At 67.1% G+C, this 16654-nt stretch carries 15 protein-coding genes and 1 pseudogene; 9 read left to right on the forward strand and 7 right to left on the reverse strand.

From position 1 onward, the window contains the following. Positions 1 to 192 precede the first annotated feature (192 nt). Positions 193 to 2478 carry a PKD domain-containing protein gene (locus tag E3O28_RS13550; protein WP_134416447.1) on the reverse strand — a complete coding sequence of 762 codons (2286 nt, stop codon included), beginning with the start codon at positions 2476 to 2478 and terminating at the stop codon, positions 193 to 195. An 855-nt stretch (positions 2479 to 3333) separates the two neighbouring features. After that, the gene (locus tag E3O28_RS13555) at positions 3334 to 4236 is read right to left on the reverse strand and encodes an LLM class flavin-dependent oxidoreductase (protein ID WP_134374642.1); all 903 of its coding nucleotides are present in this window, start codon (positions 4234 to 4236) and stop codon (positions 3334 to 3336) included. A 253-nt stretch (positions 4237 to 4489) separates the two neighbouring features. Between E3O28_RS13555 and E3O28_RS13560 the strand changes: the two genes are divergently transcribed. Beyond that, positions 4490 to 5671, forward strand: a complete 1182-nt coding sequence (locus E3O28_RS13560) for a M4 family metallopeptidase (protein WP_134400819.1) — start codon at positions 4490 to 4492, stop codon at positions 5669 to 5671. 10 nt (positions 5672 to 5681) lie between these two features. Then, a complete protein-coding gene (locus tag E3O28_RS13565; RefSeq protein ID WP_104101085.1) occupies positions 5682 to 5951 on the forward strand; it encodes a protealysin inhibitor emfourin in 270 nt (89 codons plus the stop codon). A 293-nt stretch (positions 5952 to 6244) separates the two neighbouring features. Here E3O28_RS13565 and E3O28_RS13570 read toward each other — a convergent pair whose 3' ends face one another. Beyond that, positions 6245 to 6643, reverse strand: a complete 399-nt coding sequence (locus E3O28_RS13570; RefSeq protein ID WP_134342059.1) for a hypothetical protein — start codon at positions 6641 to 6643, stop codon at positions 6245 to 6247. On the opposite strand from E3O28_RS13570, the gene E3O28_RS13575 reads away from it, so the two are divergent. From E3O28_RS13575 to E3O28_RS13585, 3 genes are all read left to right on the forward strand, one after another. Next, entirely contained in the window at positions 6636 to 6953 is a 318-nt protein-coding gene (locus E3O28_RS13575) for an LPXTG cell wall anchor domain-containing protein (protein WP_134416449.1), read from the forward strand. The genes E3O28_RS13570 and E3O28_RS13575 overlap by 8 nt on opposite strands. A 112-nt stretch (positions 6954 to 7065) precedes the next feature. After that, positions 7066 to 7491, forward strand: a complete 426-nt coding sequence (locus E3O28_RS13580) for a pyridoxamine 5'-phosphate oxidase family protein (protein WP_104101082.1) — start codon at positions 7066 to 7068, stop codon at positions 7489 to 7491. Between the two features lie 4 nt (positions 7492 to 7495). After that, the gene (locus E3O28_RS13585) at positions 7496 to 8344 is read left to right on the forward strand and encodes an SDR family NAD(P)-dependent oxidoreductase (protein ID WP_134416451.1); all 849 of its coding nucleotides are present in this window, start codon (positions 7496 to 7498) and stop codon (positions 8342 to 8344) included. Positions 8345 to 9694: 1350 nt separating this feature from the next. Here E3O28_RS13585 and E3O28_RS13595 read toward each other — a convergent pair. Next, positions 9695 to 10114, reverse strand: coding sequence for a hypothetical protein (locus E3O28_RS13595; protein ID WP_104101079.1), 420 nt, complete (start codon positions 10112 to 10114; stop codon positions 9695 to 9697). 56 nt (positions 10115 to 10170) lie between these two features. Between E3O28_RS13595 and E3O28_RS13600 the strand changes: the two genes are divergently transcribed. Then, complete coding sequence (locus E3O28_RS13600; RefSeq protein ID WP_241973135.1) at positions 10171 to 10455, forward strand: DUF167 domain-containing protein; 285 nt, start codon at positions 10171 to 10173, stop codon at positions 10453 to 10455. A gap of 51 nt (positions 10456 to 10506) precedes the next feature. Here the strand turns inward: E3O28_RS13600 and E3O28_RS13605 are convergent, their stop codons facing one another. From E3O28_RS13605 to E3O28_RS13615, 3 genes are all read right to left on the reverse strand, one after another. Continuing rightward, positions 10507 to 10878 (reverse strand): FKBP-type peptidyl-prolyl cis-trans isomerase, encoded by a 372-nt coding sequence (locus E3O28_RS13605; protein WP_104101078.1) that lies wholly within the window; start codon positions 10876 to 10878, stop codon positions 10507 to 10509. A gap of 165 nt (positions 10879 to 11043) precedes the next feature. After that, the gene (locus E3O28_RS13610) at positions 11044 to 12273 is read right to left on the reverse strand and encodes a PrsW family intramembrane metalloprotease (RefSeq protein ID WP_134374654.1); all 1230 of its coding nucleotides are present in this window, start codon (positions 12271 to 12273) and stop codon (positions 11044 to 11046) included. A 22-nt stretch (positions 12274 to 12295) separates the two neighbouring features. Continuing rightward, on the reverse strand, positions 12296 to 13687 hold the full coding sequence (locus E3O28_RS13615) for an FAD-linked oxidase C-terminal domain-containing protein (protein ID WP_104101076.1): 1392 nt from the start codon (positions 13685 to 13687) through the stop codon (positions 12296 to 12298). A 135-nt stretch (positions 13688 to 13822) separates the two neighbouring features. Between E3O28_RS13615 and E3O28_RS13620 the strand changes: the two genes are divergently transcribed. From E3O28_RS13620 to E3O28_RS13630, 3 genes and pseudogenes are all read left to right on the forward strand, one after another. Beyond that, positions 13823 to 15499: an AlkA N-terminal domain-containing protein gene (locus tag E3O28_RS13620; protein ID WP_255570151.1), complete on the forward strand. Its 1677-nt coding sequence runs from the start codon at positions 13823 to 13825 to the stop codon at positions 15497 to 15499. Continuing rightward, a complete protein-coding gene (locus tag E3O28_RS13625) occupies positions 15496 to 16371 on the forward strand; it encodes a fumarylacetoacetate hydrolase family protein (RefSeq protein ID WP_233194206.1) in 876 nt (291 codons plus the stop codon). The genes E3O28_RS13620 and E3O28_RS13625 overlap by 4 nt, the downstream gene beginning before the upstream one ends. Before the next feature lie 106 nt (positions 16372 to 16477). Then, a pseudogene (locus tag E3O28_RS13630) lies at positions 16478 to 16648 on the forward strand (glycosyltransferase); the annotation flags it as partial. Between the last annotated feature and the right edge of the window lie 6 nt (positions 16649 to 16654).

Below are 16654 nucleotides of genomic sequence, written 5' to 3' on the forward strand. Positions count from 1 at the left end.
CGCCGATATCCCGACTGATTCCGAATCCGCCACCTGTACATCCGCTGATTCCGGAGTAGTCCCAGAGTGCGCTGATCAGCAGGACCGAACTCACAACCACTGGAATCGGAAGTGCCCAGAGCAGGTGGAGCCAGGTGCGCTCCTTCGATACAGTTTCGGACACCTACGACCCGCTTTCTTCCCTCAGCGCATTCATTGCGGTACCACCAGCCCTGGTGTGACTACGTTCGCATACGCGATATTAGTGGCACCGCTGCTGGCGAAACAGGCGGCCAATACTTGTCCAGAGAACGAAGCTGGACCGTCGATCTTCGCTTGACCCGCGGCCAGTACTTGGGTGGAGATTTTTGGATCTATGTTCAAGCCCCCGGACGCGGAGATGCCATTGGTTGAGGTGCACGAGGTTGCGTCACCAGTGGCAATCAGCCGAAGCACGTGTGCTTTCCCATCGGCTGATGTCACTTTCAGCCCATTGACGATCCCGATTTTGTCGGCGATGAGGGTCAGATCGGTGGACATGGCTATCTCCATGTTCTGGACTGTGACTGCCGAGCAGCCGTTCACCGATCGGCGAGCATCGACGAGGGTGGGCGTGCTCAACGTGACGATCTTTCCGTTGACGCTGTCGCCACCCGGGCTGAGTGTGCAGCCAGGATTGGCGCTCAACCCGCGGGACCAAGTTGGGGCGTTGTTGGAGGTGGCAGCTGCGTTCATCCGCTGTCGCCAGGTCGTATTGACGGGATCGATCCACTCTGTCGGCTTGTAGACAAAGGCGTGGCCGTCGACGACAACGGGTGGGACTGTGGTGTTCGAGGTGATCTGGCCACCTATCGAGCCCAAGGACGCGAGTTGCGTCGTCGATTTTCCATCAATGACGGTGAGCGGACCGCCAGAAGTGAGATTGCCAAGGATCCGCGCCGTGGACTGATAGGACACCTTGCCCGTCACGACAACATTGCCGCCCACCGACGGCGTCGTCAGCGGGGATTTCACCGAGACTGCGGGTAGAGACCGAGTGGTATCAATGACTGAGGCTGCGGAGCCGAAACCTTCTGCTCCGTCATCATCGGTTGTCACGAGCGCGACCAGGTACTGTCCAGGCTGTGCATATGTGTGTTCAACGATTGCTCCGACCGCGGAGATACCGTCGCCGAAGTCCCACAGGTGGTTCGTAATCGTTCCGTCAGGATCGACGGATGTCGTCCCGTCAAAGGTGAAGGATGGGCCAGAATCGGTCGTAGTAACTACGGCATTGGGCACGCGGTTGAGCTCCGGCATGTCGTACATGGAGAGAGTTACCGGTTCTCCAGCTGGGGATACGTCCTTGCCGAAGGAAGTGACTGTCCACTGCCCAGGCTCTGGGGAGTTGATGTCGTAGTACTCGTAAGTTAGCCCGTTGTCGTGCATGGCACCGTTGTGGCTGGACCGGCTAAAGACCTGCCCGCTCGGGGAGGTGAGCGTCGTCTCAACATCACTGCCAGGCCACGCCACGTTCACAGTGAACCTCTTGCCCTGCACCTTGAACACGCGCTGCACTGTTTCTTGGGGGCGGATCTGGTCTGTCGGCTCGATGATCGTGGACAGTTCCTGCTCGATGCGATCGGCCATGAGGCTCTGACCGAGCACGTTCGGATGATACGACTCGGGCGAGAACGGGTCCACGACGCCATTCATCGCGGGTTCAGGGTCGCATAGTTCGTGACCTTCCAGGACATCGCTCATGTTAATCGACCCAACTCCAGCGAGTGAGGTGATTCTCTCGATCGCACTGTTGGCCCGGACGATTCCTGCGTTGATCCACTTCTTGTCGGCCTTGCGTGCGATTGACGCGCACCCCAAGAGATTGTCTGCGGCCTCGGCGGGGAAGAATCGGGGGTATGACACCACTTCGATTCGCGCATAAGGCGCTTTTGCCCTGATGAGCCGATAGAGGTCGAGTAGGTCTTCCCCAACCTGTCCGGTTTCAAGATCCGCGAGGTTTGCCTCCACTTCATCGCCCTGGTTACCAATACAGCTGTAGTTGAACCAGTTGACGATGGGAATCCAACTCTTGATCCCACTTTCAACACAGGATTTGATCGTGCCTCCAAAGTCGAGGCCGTTGCCGCCAATTTTGACCGTCACCAGTCGGGTGTCAGTGCCCAGACTGTCCACTTGGGCGGCTTCGCCTTCCAAGGGGGCACCATCCTCTTCGGAGCTGTAGATCAGGTCATGGATAACGGCGCCTGAACAAGCAACGAAGTCAAGTTGAAGTCGCACCACTTGCCGGTCCACCAGGAGGTTTGGATAGGCGTTTGCCGAGCGATGACACTTGTTCGTGCCATTGTCCGTTCCACTTTCGTAGCTGTACGCCCCCTCACCGGACTGATAACTATCGCCCATGGCGACATACCGGTCCGCTATCTGGCCGTCAGATCTGACTGGAAAGGTATAGCGGCCGAGCGTCGCTGAGCCCAAACTGGTGTGCACCAGTCCCACGGGGGATGTGTCGAGGAATGATCCATTCGTTCCTGACCCGGGCAGCTCGGAATAAGAGCCGGGGATCCCCGTTCCGCTCGAGAAACCAACGCGCGCGGATTACCCGCCGAGTCCATCCACTCCGTTACTGGCGTCTCCGGTTTCCCACTGCACACGCCCGTAGTTGAAGACAATGTCAAATGCTCCGACGTCAGCATCAGGGCGCGAGACCAATAGCAGTTGAAATGAATTTGTCTTGTCTGCCTTCCCAGAGAAGTACCCAACGTTGACCCAGCTGACGCAGAATGCGGCATGCCCCTCGAACGTGGTCTCCCTATATCCGTAGGCGACAGGGTCTGTTCCTGTTCCCCTCGTGTCCACATCCGCAAAGAACGGAGCAATGATCGGCGTACGGGTAGCGCTGAGCCCCAATGGCGTGTACCTCCCACGCGGAGCATCGAAGGTCACGTTCCCGTTGTTGTTAACCCACAGTGGATGAAGCCGTGCTTGCGGAAGACTTATACAAACAACATCGGGCGACAATTGCGAGTGTTGAGTACTTGTCAGTCGCGGCCGGCTGGAAAGAGCAAATACGAGCTGAATTTGAGGCAGAACGTGAGGAAGGCCAGCCATGAACCAACTAGTGAGTTGGATGCTCTAAACGAGTTCATTGACCGTGCCCCAATATCGAAGAGGCGTTGCCGGTGCTCGCATAGCCAAGATGGCTGAATCGCACCCCCGCACGGCAGGTCAAGCAGCCAATCCGTGCGAGGCTCAGTGCTTCCCTGCACCGCGCACGAGGGCAGCTAGGACTGCTTTGGGAATCTTTTATGTTAGCTTTTCTGCGCCGGCTCTGCGGGGTCGGTTCTTCTCAAACTATTTTCCGGCCCGGGCGCGCTGCCGGCTGATCACGGCCGCAGCCCGGTGCAGAACGGCCTCCGTTCCGGCGTAGATGCCGGCCGCTCGCGGCCAGTGGCTGATCACGTCGGTGAAGCCGAGTTCGCCGGCCCGACCTACGGCATCCTCGAACGCTCCGATGCTCTGCAGGGAGTAGCAGCCGCCGCTGTCGAGAGACAGGTAACGGTCGATGGTGGCCGGGTCCCTGCCCGCGACGACTGCCGTGTCCTCCAGCCGGTGCATGAGGCCGGCTACCGCCGCCCACCAGTCCTCGCCCACGACGCCGTCCGCTCCCGTCGTCACCCAGCCGGAACCGAACGTCGTGACGAGGCGCAGCCCTTTGGGCCCGTTCGCGGCGATGACGAACGGAACCCGCGGCTCCTGGGCCGGCACACCGACCATTCGCGCGCCGACCGCCCTCGCCCACTCCCCCTCGAAGCTGATGCCGCCGCTGCCCGGTTCCTCGTGGCGCAGCAGCCGGTCGAGGGCCGTGACGAACGCGGCGAAGCGCTCGGACCGCTGCTTCGGGGTGTACTCGGGCTGCCCGAGCACGGTGGCGTCGAACCCGGTACCGCCTGAGCCCACCCCGAGCAGGAATCGCCCGCCGGCAATGTCATCGAGGGTGGCGATCTCCTTGGCGAAGGTCACCGGATGCCGGAAGTTCGGTGATGAGACGAAGGTACCCAGCCGGATCCGCGAGGTGACGACCGCCGCGGCAGTCAGCGTCGGGACGGTCGCATGCCAGGGCTGGTCGGCCAACGACCGCCAGGACAAATGGTCGTAGGTCCAGGCGTGGTCGAAGCCGAGCTGCTCAGCGCCCTGCCAGCGACGGCGGGCCTCCGGCCACGAATCCTGCGGGAGAATGACGATTCCGAAGCGCATGCTGAGAGTCTACGGAAGGCCTCCCACCGGCACCTTCTCGCCCGGCGCGCACGGTGCTATTAATGGTTCTCGACCGGCGTTCCTGATTTCTCAGGCAGCGGGTCGGCCGCTGATGACACCAGACCCCCGTGGCGGCACCCGGCCCACGTTCCGGATGCCGCCGCGGGCCTTCGCTCGGGTCTCAGGGTCGCGGCACACGGGCTAATCAGGAATTCCTGTGGTGCGCGTCACCGCCGAGTGCCACACTCGACCCATGACAGGCTCATCGCACGGCTTCTCCCGGTGCACTATCGTGCCGCCGTATCTGCTGGTGCGGCTGGCGCGGGTCGACGATCCCCGGCTCGCGGCCGCGGCCGAGGCAGCCAGACGGTCTCTGATGCGGGACGTGCCGATCCGGGAACTGCGCGCGGCGGCGCATCCGACGCCGTCGTCGTCGGTCCACTCCGGTGTGCGCGGCGGAGCGGCCGCCCGGGTGCGCGGGCACGTGGACCGGGCCGTGTCGGATGCCGGCGGCCTGGAACGACTGCCGGGCCGGCTGGTCCGCCGCGAGGGCCAGCCCGCCGGGGCCGATCTCGCGGTCAATGAGGCCTGGGCGGGGCTCGGAGACACGCATTCCCTGTTCTGGAACGTGTTCGAGCGCGACTCGATCGATGACCGCGGTGTGTCGCTGGAGGCGACCGTGCACTACGGCCGCAACTACGACAATGCGTTCTGGGACGGCGAGCGCATGGTGTTCGGCGATGGCGACGGCCTGGTCTTCAACCGTTTCACCGCGTCGCTGACGGTGATCGGGCATGAGCTCACGCACGGGGTGACCCAATTCACGGCCAACCTCGCCTATGAGGGACAATCAGGTGCGATAAACGAGTCCCTGTCGGACGTGTTCGGCTCGCTGGTGGAGCAGCGCTCCCTGGGCCAGTCAGCCGCCGAGGCCGGCTGGTTGATCGGCGAAGGTCTCTTCACCGACCAGGTGCAGGGGGTCGCGCTGCGCTCGCTGAAGGCTCCCGGCACCGCCTACAACGACGATGCTCTCGGCAAGGACCCCCAGCCCGCGGACATGACCGGCTACATCGAAACCGAAGACGACAATGGCGGGGTGCACTTGAACTCGGGCATTCCGAACCGGGCGTTCTACCTCGTGGCCACAGCTCTCGGCGGAAACGCCTGGGAGACGGCCGGCCAGATCTGGTTCGACACCCTCACCTCCGGCACGCTGGGCCGCACCGTGGACTTCGCCGGGTTCGCGCGGGCGACCTCGCGGGCAGCGGTCACGCGCCACGGCGCCGGTTCCCGAGAACACGAGGCCGTGATCGCCGGCTGGACCGCCGTCGGCCTCGGCGGCGGGCTCGGCACCGGATCCCGGCCCCGGTCCGGCACTGGCCCAGGGACCGGCGTCGGTCGCGCCACCGTCGTTCCTGCCCCACGGCCGGAGTAATATCGGCCTCATGAAGGTCGTCGTTTCGCGCAGCGGTGGCTTCGCCGGCATCCGAACCACCTGGGAGGTCCAGGTGGAGGAACAACCCGACCGGTCCGCCTGGGCGGAACTTCTTCGTGGGCTGCCCTGGGACGAGGTATCCGCGACGGCTCCGCAGCCGGACCGCTACGTCTACCGCATCCGTTGCGCACCCCACGAGGTCGTGCTCAGCGAGCAGCAGGTCTCTGGGCCGTGGAAAGATCTTATTGACCGGGTCAGAGGCGTGAACGAAGGGCACTGACCCGTTCTCCGTTGTCCTGGCCTGAGAATCCCCTGTTAGAGTGGATCAACTAAGGGGGCCTCCATCGCAAATCTGCTGGCTGTTAAAACTTCACGTTCTTTCTTCAGTGCTTCTGCACTGAACCGTTCGCTTGTTCTGGCCCTCGGCCTTTTCCTCGCGGCCTTCGTCCTGACCGCTTCGCCGGCGGTTTCCGCTTCGGCTGCTCCGGTCGACGGCACCGTCGAACAGTGTAACGATGTCGCCGGAGTCGGCGGCGGCACCGGCGCCGTCGAATGCAGCGTCACGGTCGACAATTATCTCAATCTTGCCACCGGCGCGACCAGTTCGACCACCAGCACCGTCGTCAGCATCCACGCGGCGAACACCGAGGTGCAGCCCCCCGCAGCGACGGTCGTGAACTCTTCGAAGCTGATCCACACGATCACCCAGTGCAACGGCTCGATCAACGTCGGCGGCGGTAACACCATCTGCACGGTGACCGTGAACAACCACATCACCGGTGCGACCACGGCATCCCCCGCCACGGTCAACCAGTGCGTCGGCTCCGGAGCCAGCACGGCACTCGACTGCGTGCCGCTTGAGAACACCACCGACGCGACCGTCACCCAGTGCAACAACGCCGGGAACGGCGGCGGCGCCGATGTGCTCTGCCGGGTGAATCCCTCGGCGACGGTGACGACCGACGTGCCCATCACTGTCAACCAGTGCAACTACTCCAGCAACGGCGGTGGCTCGACCGTGGAGTGCGCGACCGAGCTCAACACGATCGTGCCTGCAGCCGAGGTCACGCCGACGCAGACACCGACACCGACCGAGACACCGACCCCGACCGAGACGGCCCTCCCGGTCGCCGCCGACACGATCACGGCCGCTCCCGAGCTGGCCGCGACCGGCGTCGACTCGGCCTCCCTGCTGATCTCCGCGGCTGCAGGCGCCCTGCTGCTGGGACTCGGCGCGCTCCTCGCGCTTCGACGCACCGTCGTACGCCTCCGTCGGGACTGATCCGACTCGCTGTCAGACCGAAACGCGCCTACCGCCCCTCGGGGAACGGTGGGCGCGTTTTTCGTTGCCGGCACCTGCTCGCGCCGGGCCGGACCGCGTGGGACTATGAGTCATGGAAACCAACGACCTGTATCCGGTTCAGAACCTCAGCGAGGACGACTGCTGGGATCTTCTGATCTCGTCCAGTTTCGGAAGACTCGCGATGAGCATTTCCGGTGAGCCGGACATTTACCCGGTGAACTTCGTCTCCGCAGACCGGCGGCTCGTTTTCCGCACGGCCGAGGGTACGAAGCTCCTCGAGCTCACGGTGAACAACCGGGTCGCCTTCGAGATCGACGGCATCGGTCGCAGCGAGGCGTGGAGCGTCGTGGCGCGAGGCGAGGCCCGAGTTCTCGACAAGCAGGCCGAGATCGAGGCCGCGGATCAATTGCCGCTGCGCCCGCTCATCCCGACCCTGAAGTACATCTACGTCGAGATAACGCCGACCAGGATCACAGGCCGCCGGTTCCAGCTCGGCCCGGAACCCGACCGGTACTAGAAGCGTGACTCAAGCACCGGACTCCAGCGTCGTTCTGATCACGGGGACCTCCTCCGGTATCGGACTCCACGCCGCCATCGCCGCGGCTCGCGCCGGCCACACGGTGGTAGCCACCATGCGCAACCTCGAGGGCGCCCGCGCTCTGCGGGGCGCGGCCGCCGACGCGGAGGTGAGTCTCGACATCCGTCGCCTGGACGTGACCGAACCGCACGCGGCCACGGATGCCGTGGCCGCGACCATCGACCGGCACGGCCGGCTCGACGCGCTCATCAACAACGCCGGGTCGGGGAGGCTCGGCACCATCGAGAACTCGACGGTCGACGACGTTCGCGCCGTGATGGAGGTGAACTTCTTCGGGGTGGTTGTCCTCACACGGGCCGCGCTCCCCCTTCTCCGGGGCAGCACGGGCCGGCTGATCACCGTCTCGAGCGTGGGTGGAGCCATCGGCCAGCCCTTCAACGAGGCGTATTGTGCGGCGAAGTTCGCGGTGGAGGGATTCATGGAGAGCCTGGCCCCGGTGGCCGCCACGGCCGGTGTGTCGGTGACGGTAGTCGAACCCGGCGCCGTGACATCCTCGTTCGTCGCCAACGTCGGCCGGGACCTCAACCAATCCGGCTTGGCCAACGACCCGTACGCCGCGGCACTGGAGGCGTACCTGGCCCGCGCGGCGTCATCCTTCGGCTCGGCCCAGTCGGCCCGGAGCGCCGGCGAGATCGTCGCCGCCCTGCTCGACGGCGACCGCCCACCGTTTCGGGTGCAGACATCGGAGGCGGCGCGCCAGTTCGTGGCGGCCAAGCTCGCCGACCTCGACGGCGGAGTCGTGCAGCGGATGACGGCGACCTGGCTGGTCTGACGTCGGTCCCCGACTGATGAACGTGCGCCCGATCGAGAGCACCACCCCGGTCTCCGGATGGGTCAGTATTCGGATGAAGCCGGGCGTCCCGGCCGCAATCTCGCGTGCGGTATCGGGGTCGATGGGCCCGGACTCTTCGAGGTGGCTGGGTTGCTCGGGGTGGCCGAGGAGTGTCATCACCGGGACGGTGACGTGCACCGAGCCGCGGATGCCCTGGCCGACCCCCGATGCGGTAACCCCGTCGAGGATGAGGTCTTCGAACACGTCCCTCCGAAGCTGGGTCAGCGTGCGGGTGTCGTTCGGGCCCTGCAGGCTCATCCCCATCACGGTGAGGCGGTCGTAACCGGCCTTCACTTTCTCCGCCGAGTCGTACCAGGAGCGGGATGCCATCCCGTCGGCCTCGGGCTCGAAGATCACCGTCCGGTCCGCCACCGACTTCTGGTGCCGGGCCGTGATCGACCCCGGGTGCAGCCGTTCCCGCATGATCCGGGCCTCGTTCTTCAGGTTGGCCACCGTCAGGTGCGGGGCCGACTTCAGCAGGGTCTCCTCGATTCCGGCCAGGGCCTCGGCGTGGAGCGACCAGGCCTGGTTCATGATCGCCTGCGCATGCCGGTAGGTGATCGACCCGTCCTGCAGGGCGGCCCGGGTGCCGGGCAGTTCATTTATCAGGGTGCGGCTCTCGGCGATCAGGGTTTCGGTCGAGCGCACCGGCAGCCGCAGGGTGCAGGACAGTTCGGTCACGAACTCGCGTTCGGCGACCTGTGCAGCGTGCCACCGGGTGCGGGGCATCCCGGCCGCGACCCCGGCCACTGCCGGGGGTCCCTCCCTGGCCTTGTCCTTGGCTGCCCGGGCCGCGTTTCGGGCCAGGGCTTCGGCGAACCGGCGGGCCTGATCGACCTGTTCGGCCAGGCGGGCGTCAACCCGGGCGGCGTCCGCCTGCGACTCCCGGATGGCGTCGGAGTGACGACCCAGGCGTTCTCGCTGCTCACTGTAGGAGGGCTTCATGAGACACACGTTACGGCTGACCACTGACATTCCATGCTCCAGACAGGCACCCGTCAGCGCCCCGTGGATAACCTGATCAAACTTTTATTGTGGAGGAGTAGAAGCAGCCGTCGCCGGGCCCGCAGCGGGCATCCGTCAATGGGCGCGCAGCACGCATCCGTGTCTCGTGAACTCGGAGATTTTCGGGAAACGCCGGTTGTGATGGCCTGGGGTGCCCGTCGTGTCGCGAAAATCTCCGAGGCTGGCGACTTCGACCGCCACGGATGCCCCGGGCGAACCTCTGGAAGTCGACGTACCGGGTCTCGACAGGCTCGACCACCGGCGGAGCCGTCGAGAGGGTGGGTGTCAGGCGAGGGAGTCGGCGGACAGGCTGATCAGACGCAGGAGCGCGTTGCCGTAGGCATCCGCGGGGTCGGCGGCGTCGAAGAATTCCGGCGCCCCGTTCAGCGCCACCGTCACCCGGTAGCTGTCCTCGCCCTGACGGGTGAGCGAACGGAAGGTGCTCCGCAACAGGTCGCGCAGCTGGTCCTCACGCGGCATCCACAGGGCATCCTCGAGGGCCAGTGAATCAAGGGCCCACTCGGTGGTGCCGTTGAAGCCGAGGATCGTTCCCGTGTCGAACTCGTGCGGCTCGATCGTCATGTCACTGACCGTGAACACGTCGCTTTCGAAGCCGGAGCGCTCGATGCGGAAGGCGTCACCGGAGACGGGACGCCACTGCAGACCGGCTTCGGCCAGGGCCCGCGCACTATCGATTGAGATCATGAAGACGACTCCGCCCACTAGCGTTGTGAAGAAAACTATATTCCCGGAGGACCGGCGTGACGCGAACGGTGAACCTGACGGTGCATGTGAAGCCCGGTAGTCGGAAGGGACCGCTGGTCTCCGGGGGAGAGCCGGGCCGGGAGCCGGGCGACGACGCGTCCCATGCTCCGACGGATGCTGCGCTCACCGTGTTCTTGCAGCAGCGGGCCGTTGAGGGTGCCGCCAACGATGCGCTGGTGAAGCTGCTGGCCAAGCACTTCGGCGTGTCCAAGAGCGCGGTGACCATCGTGCGCGGCCACGCCTCCCGGATCAAGCACGTGCGAATCGAACACGACTCGTAGCAATGCACGACTCGCGTAGCGACTTGCACGTGCTTCCGGCACTGCGGGTTTCTAGCGGGTTCCGAGCAGGTCGATCACGAAGATCAGGGTCTGGCCGGAGAGCTGATGTCCTCCGCCGGCCGGTCCGTAGGCCAGGTGCGGAGGGACGACCAGCTTGCGGCGTCCGCCGACCTTCATGCCGGGGATGCCCTGCTGCCAGCCCGCGATGAGCTGAGCAAGCGGGAAGTTGATCGACTGCCCGCGGCTCCAGGAGGAGTCGAATTCATCTCCGGTGTCATAGGCGACGCCGAGGTAGTGCACGTTGACGGTGGCGCCGGGGGTTGCTTCGGCTCCCTCGCCGACCACGATGTCGGTGATGGTCAGTTCGGTAGGCGCGGGGCCCTCCGGAGCGTCGAGTTCGGGCTTGGTGTTTTGATCAGTCATTCCTCTATCCAATCGGATTGCGCGCTCGCCCGCACACCAAAAATTCCCCCTTGCGCGAACGCGGCCGTCGGGCGCACCATGGGAACAGAACTCGCCGCTCCGGGAGAGTTGTCGGCACTGCCACACCACCGGGGCGGCGAGTCCTTGTTCGTCAGGGCATCAGAGTCAGTTGATCACGCCGGCACGGTCGCGCTGGATCAGCCCCAGCAGCTCCGATTCGTCGGCCCGGTCGACGTTCGCGGCCGTACCGTTCACCATGCGCTGTCGGGCGAAAGCCAGGCGGGTGGAGTTGTGGATGAAGTGGTGCATGGCCCGCTTCCGGGTTTGGGGCTGCCGCGCGGCCCAGGATCGAGCCTGCCGACGGCCATCGCGGGTGGCGAGCATACCCACCTCGGCCGGGCTGAACCAGCCGGCCGCGGCATACTCGCTCAGCCGGAGCACGGTGACGCGTTCTTCCTGACGCCGCAGCAACACGACAACCATGATCGCGCCGAGGAACAGAGGCACCTGCACGGCGAGGTAGTACGCCACCAGAGAGCCACTCTCGACCAGGTAGAACGCCCCGTTCCAGACGGAGTGCAGGAAGATCGCCGAGACGAATCCGAGCAGAATCGTGGCGAAGGCCGGGAACGGCCGGAACCGGACCGCCAGCCCGCACGCAATGCCGATGCAGGCAGTGAACATGACATGAGCGAAGGGCGACAACACCCCCCGCACCAGGAACGTGAAGCCCAGGTTCTCAGAGCCACCGTCCATCATCGCCACACCGAAGTATTGGATGTTCTCGGTGAAGGCGAATCCGGCCGCGACCGTCGCGGCATAGACCACGCCATCGACCGGGCCGTCGAATCTCCGACGCAGCACCCAGAAGAGCAGCAGCACCCCGGCGCCCTTGGCGGCCTCCTCGACGAGGGGCGCCTGGAGGACGGCGGCGGCGAAACCGTCATCCGTTTCGGTGGCCCCGGCGCCGGCCCGGGCCAGCTGCACGCCCAGGTCGAAGAGCAGCGCGGTCACGATGGAGACGCCGGCGCCCCAGAGAAACGCGAACCAGAGGGCCGGGCGGGGTTCGGGCTCCCACCGATCGATCCAGCCCACGGCGAGCAAAATCCCGATCAGTGGGATGAGTGCCAGGATGAGGCCGACCAGCAGCGTGCCGGCACCGAGGAAGGTGGCCAGGTAGACGAACACCAGCAGCAGCGCGGCGCCCCCGATGACGAGGCCGGTGACCGTGAGCGTGACGATGCCCGCCCGGGTGCGACGAACGGGGGCGGTCCAGACGGGCTGCACCGGCTGGGCCGCGGGCTGCACCGAGGCAGGCTGGGCCGCGGGCTGGGTTCCGGCCGGATGAGAGTGTGGGGCGGCGGCGGAGTGCTCCGGGGTCGGCTCGTGGGTCATGCCCAACAGACTAGCCGCGCGCTCACGCCTCGAACATGGTGCCCGGGTTGAGGATGCCCAACGGGTCGAACGCCGCCTTGATCCGGCGCTGCAGGGCGAAGCCCGTGTCGCCAAGCTCCTCGGCCAGCCAGCGCCGCTTGAGCACGCCGACCCCGTGCTCGCCGGTGAGCGTGCCGCCGAGTTCGAGCGCGGCACGGAAGAGCTCGTCGGCCGCCAGCCAGACCGCCTCCGGCACGACCGGCTCCGCGCCGCCCCGGGCCGGATCGAACGGGATCAGGAAATTGGGGTGCAGATTGCCGTCTCCGGCGTGGGCCACCGTGGGGATGGGCAGGCCCGTGCGGGCGCTGATCTCAGCGATCCGCGCGAACATCTCGGCCAGCCGGGAGCGGGGCACGCAGACATCCTCGATCAGGACCTCGCCGTGAGCGGCCAGCGCCGGATGCGCGGCCCGCCGCACGGCCAGCAGTCGATCGGCGGATTCGGCGTCGGTGGAGACGCGCACCTCCCCTCCCGCGGCCCGCAGCACGGCCACCGCCTGGTCCGCCTCCGCCTGGCTCGCCGGCCCATCCGTCTGCACCAGCAGGAACGCTCCCCTAGTCGGAACTCCCTCGAACAGGTTCGGCCCGAGGTACGCCGCGATCAGGGCCAGGGCCACCGGGTCGATGAGTTCCATCACGGCCGGGCGCAGCCGGGCCGCCGTGACGAGACCGGATGCCGCGGCCGCCTGGGCCACGTCGGGGAACGTCGCGCCGATCGTGACGGTCTCACCCAGGGTGATGGCGCGCGCCCGCACGGTGGCCTCGACGATCACGCCGAGGGTGCCCTCCGAGCCGGTGAGCAGGGCGGTCAAATCGTAGCCGGTGACGCCCTTGACGGTGCGGTGCCCGGTCTCCAGCAGGCTCCCGTCGGCGAGCACCACCGTCAACGCCAGCACCGCCTCCCGGGTGACGCCGTACTTCGCGCAGAGCAGCCCACCCGCGTTGGTGGCGATGTTGCCGCCGACCGAGGAGATCGCCCGGCTTGCCGGGTCCGGCGCGAACCACAGCCCGTGCGCGGAGAGGGCCGTGTTGAGGTCGCCGTTGAGCACGCCCGGCTCGACCACGGCCAGTTCATCCTCCGGGCGGATCTCGAGGATACGGTTCATCCGCTCGACGCTCAGCACGATGGCGCCGTCCGTGCCGCACGCTCCCCCGGCCAGGCCCGTTCCGGCTCCGCGGGTGATCACCGGCACGCGAAACTCGGTCGCGATGCGCAGCGTGGCCTGCACCTGGTCGACGGATGCGGCGTAGACGACCGCCAGCGGCATCCCCGGGGCAACCCAGCCCGATTTGTCGCCCCGAACGGCCGCGAGCCGGCGCGGATCGACGCTGACGTGGGTGCCGAGTTCGGCCTGCAGACGCTCCAATGCGGTCATGCGCCCAGAGTACCGGGCCGGGTGCCGGAGGGCAGGCCCGGACACAGGCCGGCATGGCCCGCGGCCGCTGCGGCCGGCACCGGCGATGGCCGATTCCCGCTGGTGCGCCCGGGCTCGCGGTGGCAGGCTGGCCGGGTGACCATCCCTCCTGCCGGGCTCGATCCGGTCTTCTTCGAGCGCTACCGGGCCATGTCCTCCCGAGACTCCCGCTTCGACGGTCAGTTCATCACGGGCGTGCACTCCACCGGAATCTACTGCCGCCCCAGCTGCCCGGCGGCCACACCGAAGCCGGCCAATGTGTCGTTCTATCTCACCAGCGCGGCCGCGCACGAGGCCGGCCTGCGGGCGTGCAAACGCTGCCTTCCTGATGCCGTCCCCGGGTCGCCGGACTGGGACATCCGTGACGACCTCGCCGCCCGCGCCATGCGCCTGATCAGCGACGGCACGGTTGAGCGGGAGGGCGTGCCCGGCCTCGCCCGCCGCCTCGGCTACAGCGAACGGCACCTGACCCGCGTGCTCGTGACCGAGCTGGGCGCCGGCCCGCTCGCGCTCGCCCGGGCGCACCGCGCGCAGACCGCCCGCGTGCTGCTGGCGAGCACGGATGTCCCGATCACCGAGGTCGCATTCGCCGCCGGTTTCGGCAGCGTGCGCCAGTTCAACGACACCATGGCCGTCGTCTACGAGCGCACCCCCACCGAGCTGCGCCGCGCCCGTCCCGCCCGCGCCCAGCCCCGCGCCCAGCCCCTCGGCGTCGGCGGGGTCGGTGAGGCCGGCTTCGGGGTCGGTGACGGGACGGGCATCGACCTGCTGCTGCCGGCGCGCGCGCCGTTCGACGGGGTGGGGGTGCTGCGGTTCCTCGCCGCGCGAGGCCTCGCGGGGGTGGAACAGGCGACGGATGCCCGTTACGCGCGCACGCTGCGCCTGCCACACGGACCCGCGACGATGGAACTGACCCTGTCGGGAACGGCGGCCGCGCCAGCCGTCGCCTGCCGCGCCCGACTGGCCAGCCTCGCCGACCTCGCGCCGCTCGTCAGCCGGGTGCGGCGCCTGCTCGACCTGGACGCGGACTCCCGGGCGATCGACCTGGCGCTCGGGAGGGACCCGCAACTCGCGGCCGGAATCGCGGCCACCCCCGGCATGCGCGTGCCGGGCAGCGTGGACCCCGAGGAGACCCTGTTCCGCGCGCTCATCGGCCAGCAGGTCTCGGTGGCCTCCGCCCGAACGGCACTCACCCGGCTGGCCGCTGCGCTCGGCGACGACGTGTACCCGGGTGCAGGGGACAGCGACAGCAGCGCCACCACTGGCACCAGCGGCACCAGCGTCACCACCGGCACCAGCCAAAGCCTCTTCATCCACGACTCCACCGCCGCTCCCCTGACCCGGCTGTTTCCCACCGCCCAGCGGATCGCAACCGAGGGCCGCGGCGTGCTGCGCGGCCCGGCCGCGCGCATCGACGCGATCATCGGCGTGGCGGAGGCGCTCTGCTCCGGCGATCTGGTGCTCTCCTACGGGCAGACCCGGGAGGATCTTGAGTCCCGTCTGACCGCCCTGGCCGGGATCGGACCGTGGACGGCCGGATACGTGGCCCTGCGCGTGCTGGGCAGCCCGGACATCCTGCTGACCAGCGACCTGGCCCTGTTGCAGGGCGCCGGGAGGCTCGGCCTGCCCGCGGAGGCCCGGCAACTCGCCCGCCACGGTGCCGCCTGGGCGCCGTGGCGCAGCTACGCCGGCATGCACTTGTGGCGCGCGGCAGGCGCCGCGGCTACCCCGCGCACCGCGACCCCTCCCGGGCCAGATAGCCTGAACAGGTGAAATTCGCCCACCTGAGAGTTGAAGGTCAATCCACTCCGCGGCTCGCCGCCGTCTTCGACGACGCAGCGCTGTTCCTCGACGAGATCATGGACGACGCCCCCCGCGATCTGCAGGACCTGATCGAGAAGGACTCTGACGAGTACGACCGGGTGCGCGCCCTGAGCCAGAACGCCGCCGCGCAGGGAGCAACGCTCACCCCGCTGGGCGAGCTGCGCTACTCGTCGGCCGTGCTGCGTCCGCCTCAGATCATCGCGATCGGCGCCAACTACGCCGCCCACTCCTCCGAGCTCGAACTGCGCGTCGAAACGGCCGCGACCGTGTTCTCGCTCTGGCCCAACTCGCTCACCGGGCACGAGTCCACGATCACCTGGCCGACCGATCTGACCAGCCAGGTCGACTACGAGGCCGAGCTCGGCGTGATCATCGGCACGGCCGCACACCACGTGTCGGTGGCGGACGCTCTCGACCATGTCTTCGGCTACACGGTCGTCAACGACATCACGGCGCGCGACCTGCAATTCTCCGAGGCGCAGTGGTCGCGCTGCAAGTCCTTCGACGGTTTCACGCCCACCGGGCCGGTCGTCATCACGGCAGACCAGATCGCCGACCCGCAGGACCTGTGGCTGACCACCCACGTCGACGGCCGCATCCTGCAGGACGCCTCGAGCGGCGACATGGTGCGCTCGGTCGCCGAGATCATCTCCTACCTCTCCAAAACCTCGACCCTGCTGCCGGGCACGCTCATCTCCACCGGCAGCCCGGGCGGCGCCGGCTACAGCCGCAAACCTCCGGTGTTCCTGCGCGACGGCTCGACGGTCACGATCACCATCGACAAGATCGGGTTCCTCACCACGCATTGCCGCGCGATCTGACCGTGACCGCCAGATGGAGGATCAATGCGACAGCTCGCTGCGGGCGGGAAAGGAGGCAGCGACGATGACGATCTCGGTCGTGATCCCCTGCTAGAACGACGCCGCCCTTCTCCGAACCTGCCTCGCGGCTTTGGCCCGGCAGCAGCGGGTGCCCGACGAGGTGATCGTTGTCGACAACGCGAGCACGGATGCTTCGGCAGAGATCGCTCTCTTCGGGGGTGCGCGGGTCGTGCGGGCGACCCAGCGGGGCATCTGGCCGGCGGCGGCAGCCGGCTAGGATGCG

The organism is Cryobacterium sp. TMT2-14, from assembly GCF_004402465.1.
Lineage (GTDB): Bacteria > Actinomycetota > Actinomycetes > Actinomycetales > Microbacteriaceae > Cryobacterium > Cryobacterium sandaracinum.

Bases quoted from the DNA above. Each gene is read 5' to 3' on its own strand.
- E3O28_RS13565 (WP_104101085.1), top strand. From the start codon at position 5,682: ATGAAGGTCGTCGTTTCGCGCAGCGGTGGCTTCGCCGGCATCCGAACC.
- E3O28_RS13570 (WP_134342059.1), bottom strand. From the start codon at position 6,643: ATGGGCACGTCGGTCGTCACCGTCGCCGAGGGATTCACCCGGCAGAGC.
- E3O28_RS13615 (WP_104101076.1), bottom strand. From the start codon at position 13,687: ATGACCGCATTGGAGCGTCTGCAGGCCGAACTCGGCACCCACGTCAGC.
- E3O28_RS13560 (WP_134400819.1), top strand. From the start codon at position 4,490: ATGACAGGCTCATCGCACGGCTTCTCCCGGTGCACTATCGTGCCGCCG.
- E3O28_RS13605 (WP_104101078.1), bottom strand. From the start codon at position 10,878: ATGACTGATCAAAACACCAAGCCCGAACTCGACGCTCCGGAGGGCCCC.
- E3O28_RS13595 (WP_104101079.1), bottom strand. From the start codon at position 10,114: ATGATCTCAATCGATAGTGCGCGGGCCCTGGCCGAAGCCGGTCTGCAG.
- E3O28_RS13580 (WP_104101082.1), top strand. From the start codon at position 7,066: ATGGAAACCAACGACCTGTATCCGGTTCAGAACCTCAGCGAGGACGAC.
- E3O28_RS13555 (WP_134374642.1), bottom strand. From the start codon at position 4,236: ATGCGCTTCGGAATCGTCATTCTCCCGCAGGATTCGTGGCCGGAGGCC.
- E3O28_RS13610 (WP_134374654.1), bottom strand. From the start codon at position 12,273: ATGACCCACGAGCCGACCCCGGAGCACTCCGCCGCCGCCCCACACTCT.